This is a genomic window from Bacillus sp. JJ1773 (assembly GCF_036962035.1).
Taxonomy (GTDB): domain Bacteria; phylum Bacillota; class Bacilli; order Bacillales; family Cytobacillaceae; genus Cytobacillus.
Genome location: NZ_JBALNX010000098.1, coordinates 1 through 12,161 on the forward strand (window position 1 = coordinate 1; position 12,161 = coordinate 12,161).

The 12,161-nt window shown below is 36.6% G+C and carries 11 protein-coding genes; 1 reads left to right on the forward strand and 10 read right to left on the reverse strand.

Features of this window, described 5'->3' with window-relative positions; genetic code table 11:
* Positions 1 to 259: 259 nt before the first annotated feature.
* The gene (locus V7127_RS22805) at positions 260 to 391 is read right to left on the reverse strand and encodes a hypothetical protein (protein WP_335347746.1); all 132 of its coding nucleotides are present in this window, start codon (positions 389 to 391) and stop codon (positions 260 to 262) included.
* Between the two features lie 358 nt (positions 392 to 749).
* Here V7127_RS22805 and V7127_RS22810 point away from each other — a divergent pair, with 358 nt between their 5' ends.
* The gene (locus tag V7127_RS22810; protein WP_335490042.1) at positions 750 to 2,639 is read left to right on the forward strand and encodes a Xaa-Pro dipeptidyl-peptidase; all 1,890 of its coding nucleotides are present in this window, start codon (positions 750 to 752) and stop codon (positions 2,637 to 2,639) included.
* Positions 2,640 to 3,021: 382 nt separating this feature from the next.
* Here the strand turns inward: V7127_RS22810 and V7127_RS22815 are convergent, their stop codons facing one another.
* From V7127_RS22815 to V7127_RS22855, 9 genes are all read right to left on the reverse strand, one after another.
* Complete coding sequence (locus V7127_RS22815) at positions 3,022 to 3,945, reverse strand: hypothetical protein (RefSeq protein WP_335490045.1); 924 nt, start codon at positions 3,943 to 3,945, stop codon at positions 3,022 to 3,024.
* Between the two features lie 383 nt (positions 3,946 to 4,328).
* Positions 4,329 to 5,147, reverse strand: coding sequence for an SDR family NAD(P)-dependent oxidoreductase (locus tag V7127_RS22820; RefSeq protein WP_335490048.1), 819 nt, complete (start codon positions 5,145 to 5,147; stop codon positions 4,329 to 4,331).
* A 29-nt stretch (positions 5,148 to 5,176) separates the two neighbouring features.
* Positions 5,177 to 5,875, reverse strand: a complete 699-nt coding sequence (locus tag V7127_RS22825; protein WP_335490051.1) for an SGNH/GDSL hydrolase family protein — start codon at positions 5,873 to 5,875, stop codon at positions 5,177 to 5,179.
* Positions 5,853 to 6,473: a TetR/AcrR family transcriptional regulator gene (locus V7127_RS22830; protein ID WP_335490054.1), complete on the reverse strand. Its 621-nt coding sequence runs from the start codon at positions 6,471 to 6,473 to the stop codon at positions 5,853 to 5,855. The genes V7127_RS22825 and V7127_RS22830 overlap by 23 nt, the downstream gene beginning before the upstream one ends.
* A gap of 290 nt (positions 6,474 to 6,763) precedes the next feature.
* Positions 6,764 to 7,321 (reverse strand): GNAT family N-acetyltransferase, encoded by a 558-nt coding sequence (locus tag V7127_RS22835; RefSeq protein ID WP_335490057.1) that lies wholly within the window; start codon positions 7,319 to 7,321, stop codon positions 6,764 to 6,766.
* Positions 7,322 to 7,706: 385 nt separating this feature from the next.
* A complete protein-coding gene (locus tag V7127_RS22840) occupies positions 7,707 to 8,486 on the reverse strand; it encodes an alpha/beta fold hydrolase (RefSeq protein WP_335490060.1) in 780 nt (259 codons plus the stop codon).
* A 268-nt stretch (positions 8,487 to 8,754) separates the two neighbouring features.
* On the reverse strand, positions 8,755 to 9,711 hold the full coding sequence (locus V7127_RS22845; RefSeq protein WP_335490063.1) for an alpha/beta fold hydrolase: 957 nt from the start codon (positions 9,709 to 9,711) through the stop codon (positions 8,755 to 8,757).
* A gap of 549 nt (positions 9,712 to 10,260) precedes the next feature.
* Positions 10,261 to 10,971, reverse strand: coding sequence for a hypothetical protein (locus V7127_RS22850; RefSeq protein WP_335490066.1), 711 nt, complete (start codon positions 10,969 to 10,971; stop codon positions 10,261 to 10,263).
* Between the two features lie 256 nt (positions 10,972 to 11,227).
* Positions 11,228 to 11,953: an alpha/beta fold hydrolase gene (locus tag V7127_RS22855; protein WP_335490069.1), complete on the reverse strand. Its 726-nt coding sequence runs from the start codon at positions 11,951 to 11,953 to the stop codon at positions 11,228 to 11,230.
* Positions 11,954 to 12,161 lie beyond the last annotated feature (208 nt).

The window sequence follows — 12,161 nt, forward strand, 5'->3', positions numbered from 1 at the left end:
AGCTGGTTTAATGGAATAATCGAATCACTTGTAGCCTTGTTTTAGAAGGCTGAGACCATCTTTTAATATAGTTAAAGATAAGGAAAATAACACCGTGCTACCACACCGTGTTATTTTTTTATCGAATCAAGTAGCATGCACCTTTGAATGCGGAACGCTGCAAGTCATTCGAATGCTACAGACATTGCAGGAAACCCACCTGCAATCACCGCATCACCGTAAACTCCCTCCCAAGTACAGTCGGGAGATCATTTCCGAATCACTTGCAGCTGCTTTCGGAAGGCTGAATCCATCTTTGAATAAAGTTAAAGACAACGAGAGTGCATCTCTGAATATAGACGGCAATCACACCCCCAATCTTTTTCGGGAAGAACGCCCGAAAATGCGTCATTGTTCCCTCCCCCACAAAAGATGGGCCACTTTTTTTTTGCGCAAAAATACGATTTTATCAAAGTTATATCCTTATATTCTGGAATACTATAAGTGAAATTGAAGCTTTGATAAAATTGGTTTTAAAAACATCGCAAATAGCGAAAAAGAAGAAATAACATGACTTGACTCTGATTCATTTCGACATAAAGATCTGTCATCCTTCAAAATACCTAATAACTTCACACTATCGTCAAATATTGTAGGTATAAATGTTTATATCATATTTAATTAAGTATTATGAAAATTGGTAACTTATACACTACTGGGGAATCCCCCCATATCCTACAATGAATTTAATAGGGTAGAGGAGGGATTTAATGGGAAAGAAAGCATTTTCTCTAGTAACCACTTTAGTAATAACGATTGCATTAACTCTATCATCTGTGAATTATACAAATGCGGAAACAGTAGCAGCAAAGAAGAATCAAGAAATAAACTCATTGGTAAATGTAAAATCAGAAGCGAAATATTCTTACAAGGATGCCATCCGCGAGACCGTTTTTGTACAATCAAGCCTTGACACGGATGGAAACGGGGTTCCTGATCGAATTGCTGTAGACATCATCCGGCCGAAAGAATCCGACACAGGGCTGAAGGTACCTGTGATTATGGATGCCAGCCCCTATTATGAAAGCTTAGGTAGAGGCAATGAAAGTGAAGTAAAGGGCAAAGATAAAGAAGGGAATATTGAGAAGTTTCCGCTTTATTATGATAATTATTTTGTTCCAAGAGGATATGCAGTTGTCTTGCCGGATATGGTAGGAACCAACCAATCGGATGGCTGTCCAACTACCGGCGGTTATGAGGAAATTGAGAGTATTAAAGTTGTGATCGATTGGCTCAATGGAAGGGCAAAGGCAGTTGATAAAAATAATAACGAGGTAAAGGCATCGTGGACAACCGGTAATGTGGGGATGATTGGTAAATCATATGATGGTACATTAGCAAATGGTGTGGCAGCTACAGGAGTAGAAGGCTTAAAAACAATCGTTCCGATTGGTGCGATTAGCAATTGGTATAATTATTACCGCTATGCAGGGCTTACATACTATAATAATGGACCTGGTGGATTAGCAAGCAGGGTCGTTAACAGTTCCCGGAAAGCAACTTGTCAGCATGTGTTCGATCGCGTAAATAAAGAGGCAGATGACGCCACCGGTGACTACAATGATTTTTGGAATGAAAGAAACTATGTGAAAGATATCAAAAAGGTGAAAGCCAGTGTCTTTGCCATCCACGGTTTAAATGACTTAAACGTGAAGATGAACCATTTCAATGACTGGTGGGAAGTACTAAATAAAGAGAATGTCCCTCGTAAGCTTTGGCTTACACAAACGGGCCACGTGGATCCATTTGATTTCCGCAGAGCAGAGTGGGTAGATACGCTGCATCGCTGGTTTGATTATTGGCTACTAGGCTTGCAAAATGGCATCATGGATGAACCTGCTGTCGATATAGAAAGAGCAGCGGATGTTTGGGAAAACCATGCATCATGGCCGGATAAAAATGTTAAATCAACTAAAATTCGCTTTGCACCTGGGGAAAACGAAAATTCACCTGGAGTTTTAACAACTGGTCCGGTAAAAGGAAACTTTACTCAAACCTTTACAGACAATCCGAGGCAAACAGAAACGGCGATGGTCACAAATGAAATGACCGTAAAAAGCGACCGTTTAGTATTCCTATCAGAACCACTAAGCGAGGATGCCCGCATGAGCGGTGTACCGGAAATTTCGCTTCGAGCAACAGTAGATAAGGATAATTCCAATTTGTCTGTGATGATTGTGGATTATGGAATGGACACTAGGGTAAATCATACGGGAAGTGGAGAAGGAATCAGAACATTAACTACAAAAACCTGCTGGGGAGAAAGTACGGAGGCAGATAGCGCCTGTTATAGAGAAACAGAGAAGACGTTCCGTACAGCACCATATGAAATTGTCTCTAGAGGCTGGTTTGATCCGCAAAATTGGAAATCACTTTTACAAACAGATCCTTTAAATCCAGGAAAAAACTACAAATTTGAGTGGGGCGCATTGCCACATGACTACGTCTTTAAGAAAGGCCATCGCATCGGAGTCATTATTGCAGGAAGCTCATATCAGAGGACCATTCCTTCCGCAACTGGGGCCACCTTCAATGTCCATCTTGGCCAAAGCGTTATAAACCTGCCAATCGTTGAAGGCAAAAAAGGCGTTAATTTTTAATAGCAAGCTGTGCCGTCAATTCCACAAATGATTAACTGAACGTTAGATTTGTTCCTATGTAAATCAGTATCCCTTTGAAGGCTCCTGGGTTTTAACATTTACTTACTACTCACCTATCTGTCTAAAAAAAGAGGTAGTACCCAATGGGTATTACCTCTTTAACTATTATTCTTTTTTTTCCATTACCAGGGCCATCGCGGCGAGGAACATAATTATACAAATATCTGTTGGATATTTATTCAAGAATATGGCCCGTTTGAGGAACAGTGGTAAAAACTATGTCTAGAATGGAACACCGTTTGACTGCCAGTCAAACGCTCTCCCACGATGGTTACTTTAATTGTCCCAAACATTATTCCATACAAAAACAAAAATTCTTAATTTACGGGTTTTCTCCAAACGACTCCTCTTCGCTCATATTCCATTGACACTTCTGTGAATCCGTCATTTTGTTTTTGATCAAGTATTGGAGTTCTTCTGTACTATTCTTTTGCTCTTTTGAGCCATGCCTTGACGGCCTCTTTGTAATTTCCTTGTATGAAATCTGATCAGTATTACCCCATTTCTTCCAGGGAACTTTATCGTATTTATGGTGCTGATAATACTTCCATGGATGGATGCTCCCCGGCGCATAATTATACGTGCCCATGTTTACTAGATTAGTTACAATCTCTCCAGTCTCGATATGATAGACTACTTCAAAGCGACCATTCGACGATACGAACTTTACATGATACGCTGCGTCCAATTCAGTTTCTTCGTACCGGTGATACTTGGCGCTGAATAGTCGCCACTTGCCGCAAGCTGCGAGTTCAATCATCTCATCTAATCGCTCTGGGGCCTCCCCATATCGATTCAGTTCATTTCGAAAATAATGAACCTCCTCCGTAACGTATGCAAGTTGCCTGACATGTCGATCAAAAGTATCAAAAAATAAATAATAATGCTGATGCCCAACCAACATCTCTTCATTTTCCCTCAAATCATGCATCAAACGAGTGAGAATCGCGTGTGATCCAATCGCTTTGGAACGGTCAAATACATACCATTTTTGATGCTGTGAGCGAATTTGATCATACTGTGCCGAGAGTTCTGAAAAGTATGCCTCTGTTAAAAAATCGGACTTGATTGCCACATGCACAACAGGATATACAAAATTTTCATCCAGACGATGGTACCCGTATATCGACACCAAAAACACGAAAAAAAGAATGATGAGAACCGTTTTTGGCGACCGACTTTTAATTACTGTCCTAATTTTTTGACCCTCCCCTTCTTCCGCTATGCCCCCCACAATCCTAACCAACTTTTTCCTTCTTCTATCCTTCTACAATCTGGCCCTTTCATAAAGAAAGAGCGTACTTTATGCTTCAGTATCGCGCCCGTTCGCAAATAAGTTCCTTATACCAGAATGCATCTGATTCCTCCCACATTCTCAGATATTGCCGTTCAGTACTTATCTCAATTTTCATTGGTGCAGCGTCCGTAACCTGTCATATTTGAAACATCCTCATCAAGTCACAGTAAAATTTTCATAGCTTTGTTTCAACAGATATTACAAGAAAGAAGAAAAGTGATGTTTCTCAGCTTGTATCCCTCTTCTCATGAGCCTGACGATATACTTCATTTCCCACTTAAAAAAATTCATGAAAGGCAGGGTGATCATAGTTCAAATAGGAAGTGGAATTTTTAGGATACACGAGCTTTTCTACTAACTTTACAAACTAATCTCATCAATGCACTGTGTACAGGAGGAAATATAGTAAAGATAACATTCATTGTTCTACGCATTGGCATCGGACAAATTACAGGTTTATTTTTATGGATACCGTCTAAGGCAATTTTCGCAAGTTGTTGTGGAGACATCATCTTTTGTTTTTTCAATTGTTTTGTAATAACAGACTTATTGATATTAATTGCTTTCGCCTCATCAAAAATAGGTGTATCAACAAATGTTGGACAAATCGCGCTTACTTTTATGCCAAATTCCTCCGCTTCATAATGAAGGGATGTAGTTAGACCTACAACTGCATGTTTTGTTGTGGAGTAGGCTGAAGATACTGGGGAGGGTCCAAGGCCTGCAGCTGATGCCGTGTTAACTATATGTCCGAAGCCTTGTTCTTTCATGATTTTATACCCAATTTGAGTTCCATTAATGACTCCCCATAAATTTATGTCTACAATTTCTTTCCAGTCTTCTATCGACATATCATATAATTCGCCGTACATGGCAATACCTGCATTGTTAAAAAGGTAATCTAACCGGCCAAATTCTTGAAAGACTTCATTAATCGCACGTTCAACACTTTTAAATTCGGTTACATTTAAATAAACAAACCTAGAATTGATGGCTTCTTTATTAAGCTCAGCTTCAAAAGTCTTCCCATCTCGTTCATTAATGTCTGAAATAATAACAAATACATTTTTAGAAACTAATTCATTGCAAATTGCCTTACCTATCCCTGATGCTCCGCCCGTTACAATAGCAACTTTCCTATCCCCTTCCATTACTACTTCCCCCTATATAAATTTTTTTACTACTGAAGGGACTTATGGTCGATGAATAAAAGTCGATCTATCATTGTTGCATATTCGTCTGCAACAAGTGCTGCACCAGTACTATTTAAATGAATGCCATCTAATGTGAAGTGAAGTCCTCGCTTTTTTGATAACCGGTCGATGCTAGTTGGATTTTTATAAAAAAGAACATCTAACATTACTCTCATAACTTTGATGCTGACGTAATCTGAACAAGTGACTTTAGAAAGGTGTTTCTCAAATATGGAATGCATATCCAGAAAACTTACATTTAAATGGTTTCTAGAGAGGGATTGGATGATGGATGATAAATTTTTTATTTCTTTATTCGATTCATTCTTTGAAGTTTCACCCACTAATGCTGGTGAAACTGTAACCACCTGTTTAGAAGACGCAATAACCATTTCTAATACTTTGTTGTAATACTCCCTAAATTCCTCGGGATCTTTTGCAACAGGCTGTGCTTGGACTCTCAACAATTTTGAATAAACATCATTGACTCCAATCCAAAGGAAAATAAGATCATAAACTGTATCTAATTTTACTTTTGTTAAACGGGTATGCAAACTTTTAACTGACTCCCCTGGTTTGCCAAGATTATCAAACAAAATATTTGGATAATTATCTTTTAAAATATTAACAAAAGACACTCCAGGACGACCTTCTGTTAAACTGTCACCTAGTAATCCTATTTTCATTATTAAATTCCCCCTTTTTTATTGACCCTAAAAAAATCATAATTGCTTGTTTAAAAAGAGGCTCAAGCGAACTCAATTCTTGAGTATTCGTAAGCTGGCATAAGCCACCAAGCCACGTTCCTAGTAATACAGTCCATTCATCTGGATTTCCTGCAATAAACTCCCCCTTTTCTATACCCTCTTGAAAGATTGAGCGATAAGAACTCATCGGGACAACGGCTAATTCATATAATTCTTTTACAGATTCTGGACTTGAGTTTGGATTTGAAGCTAACTCCTGTCCTGATTTTAATAAGGGTGTTTGGTAATTATAGAGTACGTGCATAGCAATGCCATACAATTTTTCTGTTGCGGTTAAGTAAGTAGATTCTATTTTCACCCACTTGTCGTACCAATCCCGCATTGTTTTTTGTGCCAAAAGGACAAAAAGCCGTTCTTTGTTCTGGAAATGATAATAAATGTGTCCCTTACTGTAACCAGAAGCTTTTGAAATATCACCAACTGATGTTTGATTATATCCTTTTTGTGAGAACAAAATTGAAGCATTTTCCATGATTTCATTTTTTGCATTCTCACTGTCATAACGCCTTTTGTTCAACGAGATGCTCCTTCCTCTAAATTGAACGTTCGTTCTAATTTAATTATACATAATCTTAATGGATTATCATTAATATACATAAAATTTCCGCATTCTTGTCACTATTCACATAATACATACTAATCAAATCTACTTATTCAGGTTTTGCTTATTAATTATTTCTAATTGTTCAACTATCTTGCTTCATCCAATAACATCTACAAAAAAGGGTACTTCTCCTTCTTGAAGGTAAGCACCCGTGAGCACTAGTACAATTTTCCACAATCTAACTTTTTAAATAAATACATTTTCTACTTCTTCGTAAAGTATGCCATTGAGATTAAATCATAATAAATATGCTCATCCACTTTTATAGCTTTTACTTTACGACCTTCCTCAACAAAGCCAACCCTTTCGTATAAAGAGATTGCATTCGTATTTTCAGCAAACACTTCAAGGCAGACTTTTTCAATTAAAGGATTTTCTTTTGCCCAAGCCAACAATAAAGTTAGCATAGCTTTACCAACCCCTTGATTTCTATATTTGTCTGCAACACTCATACCAAATGAACCTTGATGTTGTATTCGCTTTTTATGACCATTATGGAAGTCTAAAAACCCGATAATATTGCTTTGATATTCTGCTATTATTGCTAACTTGCCATTGTCATCAAAAATCTCTTTTAAGAATTGTTTTTGTCGTTCATAGGATACTTTGAATTCAGCTTCCGTAGTAAGTAAAAAAGGAGCTTCGCTAATAATGGTTTGATTAAACCTCAATACCTTCTTCGCATCTTCAGGTAATGCCGTTCTTATTGTACATGGTTCCCCGTTTTTAGTTTCGAAGTTCTTCGATTGAATGAACCCCATAGAAAACCACTCCCCCATTTGTTTTATATATAATTTCTTTCGCTCTATGCGAATTTCCTTTTTATTAACCTTATCGTTAAGTTTAGGTGCATTCTTTCACTAACACCATAATTTCAATACCATAAGTTTTAATTTCCCTTGATATTCTTCTTCCAATAAATGGCCCTATTACTAAAAAGGCACAATTCCTCTTCAAGAATTGCGCCCGATCGTAAGATCAAGATAATGATTATAATTGCAGCCCTTTAGCTTGTTGAACTAACACATCTTTTAGTTCAACAATGTATCGAGTCTAATAATTAAAGAAAATATTTAACTGTCCGTAAAGTGTACTCGATTAATGTGCTATCGTCTCCGTTTATTTGAATTTAGGTCAAAGTTTCAACTAAGCAAATTGTGTCAATAGTTGGTTGAACTTGTCACGTTCTTCCCAGAAAGGGCCATGACCACTATATTGAAACGGAACAAGCTGTGAATTTCTTATTTTTTTATTTAGTTCCTGAGCTTGTGCAAATGGAATAACTTTGTCATGAATACCGTGAATGATTAAAGTAGGAACATTAATTTTTGAGAGATCCGCATGTAGCTTCTCATCTCTTAATGTCTTTATAATAGCAGCTGTTGACCAACTTGCTGCTTGTAATCCCATTTGTAAAAACCAGTCCGAAAATGGTTTAGTTATATACTGAAAGAAAAAGCCATCTATTACGTCCTGTATCATTTTAGGCCGGTCATTTAAGGTTTCTTTAAGATAGTTATTAGCAGTTTCTGCGGTAAATCCAGTTGGGGCTGCCGCATCAACAAGAACAAGCCTTGATACCCCAAAACCGTTGTGACGAGACATATACCGAATTGCGATAGCCCCGCCTGTAGAGTGACCAACAAGAGTAAAATTGTTTATTTGAAGTGTACTAACTATTGTGCGGATATCATCTGCAAGTCCGTCAAAAGTATAGCCGGTCATTGGTTTATCCGAATTGCCAAAGCCCCTCCAGTCTATACCAATACAGCGATAGCCCATAGCAGGAAGAACATTAATCTGATACTCAAACTGTTTATGGCTTAACGGCCAGCCATGCAAAAATACGATGGTCTTATTTCCCCCCGGGTTAATATCTTCTACATATAAGTTCACACCTGGCTCTACAACAACAAAGTATCCCATGAAGATTCCTCCCTAGTTAATATGGTTTCAACAATAGATATTCATTTTGGTTAACATAGATGAGTACTTATTCCAGTTGTAGGGTAGGGCAGAGAAGCGAAAAAGGACGGGGTTTATTGAACTTTCCGATCCCTGTTGTTTAAGCACATTTATTCACAATCTCTTCTATAAATTTCACATAAATATCAATTTATTTGAAAATGGGTTACTTAACAATCTGGCCCTTTAATTGTATAAATCACACTATGGAATTGTAAAAAATAATACTTTATGCATTAAAAGAAGTTCTTTTTTTAGAAATAACATTAATGTTGTCCATGACAATTTTCGGATGAAGCTCAGGAATCATATGACCAATATGGGGAATGACATTATAAATAGCATGGGGAATATCTTTCTTTAATCGTTCGGCATGTTCAAGGGTACCAAATGGATCCTGGCCTCCAACTACAATAACTGTGGGTACTGTAATTTCCTTATATTTTTCACATAAATTTTTCGCAGTTTTAGGAAAAGCAAGGACATCCTCTCGATTCGCTCTAAAGTGACCTGGGCGAAATCCTAGTATATATACCTCTTCCATATATCCATCAGGTACTTGTTCAGGTGCAAATGTTTCTCTGACCATAAACTTTGCCATTCCTTTAGCTAGAGGTGTTTTTAATAATGTATTTAAAATAAGATTTCCTAAAATTGGTGTTGTGACTGCTTTAGATATTACATCGCCATTTTCAGCAGGATACCCCTCTTTATACATTGCTCCAGCCAATAATACAATTCCAGCAACCTTATCTTTAAATTGCAAAGCATAAGAAAGGGTCATAGCACCACTCCATGAATGTCCAACTAGGATTATAGGTTGATTGATTCCAAGCTCTTTTAACGCTTTATGAATAATTTTCGCTTGCGTTATTGGAGTTATTTCTTCGTTCTTAGGTCTCTTACTATACCCATAACCCGGTCTATCAAAAGCTATAGCATGGTAACCTTGTTTAGCAGCTAAATGAACCACATCTGTAAAGTCTCTGCTTGAAAGCATTCCACCATGAAGAAACACAACTGGTTGTCCCGTTCCCTCAGATATATAATGTAATTTATAATGATCTACTGTTATAAACTTTCCATCTGGCTGAAAGGATTTTTCTGTTTTTTTAAATTGCACCTGATTATAAACGTACAGCATGCCAATCAAAATAAGAACAATTAATATTATAGAAATAGCCATTTCGGTCTTCCCTTCTTTTTATTTGTAAATCACTTGTATTTACGATTGAACAAAAGAATGGTTTCTGTATTTTCCGATTTATCCCAAAATTATATTTCTACAACTTTTATCTAATGTCTAGATATTCCACAAAATGTCCCTTAACATAAAGAAAGAGCGTATTTCTTGCTGCAGAATTGCGCCCTTTACATGAAGAAGGATAGTAAAAACTATTAAGCTCCAGGAGTAGTCAAGTAATACAAACGTACATCGAAGCCTTGTGTCTGTAACCGCTACTGTAAACAGCTTTTTTCTTACTAAGCTAACCTGCAGTTATCAGTTATCTTCAATGGAATGTGGTAATATAAGGAGTCATAGATTGATTGAAGGAGTGAAAATTTATGATATTGTGGTTTAGACACTTACCACAATTAAGTGCTTGTTAAAGTAACCTGCTGCGAATCTTGAATAACTTCAACAAAAAGTAGCGACAACCCTTCATGGATTATCGCTACCCGTAAGTTGAACAAGGCATAATATCCACTAAAAAAAATGGTATTCTGACAGATATTAATCTTCAGAAAATAATTCTCCTTTGTGCTCATTCCGATATACCTGCAATTCCTTATCCGAATTGATGATTATTTTACTGTTATCTGTTAATGTAATCTCAAGAGGAAATATGGCAGACATTTTATCAGAAAATATCCATCTTCTCCCTGGTTGGGCTAATATAATAAATATTCCCTTCCTTCTTTCACCCATGAAATTAAGCGACTGTCTACTTATTGTTTTATTGTCACGCTCTATCACACCAATTTGATTTAGTTTTTCGCTTACACTTACAGTGTCTTCTACAATTAAACCTATTTCACTAATGTTTAAAATGCTTTTAACGGAAAAAGGGTCAATACTATCTTCAGAAATTTCATATCTTGAAATAAATTCTACTATATTACCAGAAGGGTCATAGAAATAAAGAGCAAGGGCAGGTAAATGAGCAAAATTAGCTTCATCCCCCCCATCTTCTACAAGTAAACTTACTCTTTCTTTTACCCATGATTTTGCTTCATAAAATTTGTTAGCGGGTATGTTAAATGCAAAGTGGTAAAATGGGTTACCTTTTACTTCTTTTGTAGTAAACTCCAGTTCACCTGTACCAACAGCAATTCGAAAGCTATCCTTATCCTCATTGATTAGAGAAAAACCTAACGTATCAATATAGAACTTTTTCATTTCAATTAAGCTTTTAGTCTGTAAAACTAGCGATTTCATTTCCATTAAAAATACACCTCTTTTTGAATAATTTACATTAACAGTATCATTTTTTGAAAAATACGCACAATTCAAAAGTCTAATGTTATCTAACAAAGTAACTAAGTCCCTCAACTAATCTGCGAGTAAGCATAAGTACATTTCTTCACAGTCTTCATTTCTCTTACTAAGCGAGACTAAACAATATGGCCCATTAATTAAAAAAGAAGCGTTCCTAAACTAACGCACCCAGAGTTTATATATAAGCCTTCACAATCTAATCTTAAAAAATTTCAATCAGCTTTTTTATCGCACTGACTACCACTTCTGGTTCATCATTTTGTATATAATGAGCACTGTTTTCAGCAATCACGAATTCACCATTTGAGGATATTTCAAGAATTTCCCTCTGCATTTCATTCCATAACCCTTGTGATTCCTTTGAATAATGAGCTTTCTCATCAGCTGAAAGAACAATTAATGGGACATTTAATTTAAGTCTGCTTTCTTTTAACTGCTTTAGGCTTTCCATAAATTCATCATAATTGCCTTCATAAACGAATTGCTTGTTGTATGCTTGTTGAAAATCTAGGGACATCGTTGGGAGAAATCTTTCTCTGTAATCTTCATGCGTAGAGTCAACCAAGACAAGTCCACAAACTTCATTATGATATTTAGTTGCATACATCCGCATATTAACTCCACCAAATGAATGACCGACTAATATGTAGGGAGGTCTAATATCGGCTTCAATAAGAAGTTCCTTTAATTCTTTTACCATCTCACGGCTGGTTCTGGGGTTAGAACTTGTTTCACTTTTCCCAAGTCCTGCTCTATCATAAATTAGAACATTAGTGAGCATTGAAATATCCCCAATTACTGAATCCCAAGCCTTGGAAAAATCTCCATATCCAGCGTCCATTATGACTGTTGGTTTTCCATTATTTTCTCCTACCAATTTAGCATATAGTTTACAATCACTTATTTTCACAAACATTTCTTTAGTCATTTAGTCCATTCCTCTCATTAGCCAACTATCAGTTACTTAAAATTTAACAATTTCAACACTCCTTCTTCAACCAATTTGCCCTTACTTTAAGTACACTTCTTCAAATTCTTTATTTGTTTACATTCATATCTAATTAACCCCCAAGCAGTATGGCCTTTCCATAAAAAAGACGCGTTCCCCAATAAACGCGCCCGATTGTTGAACAAGT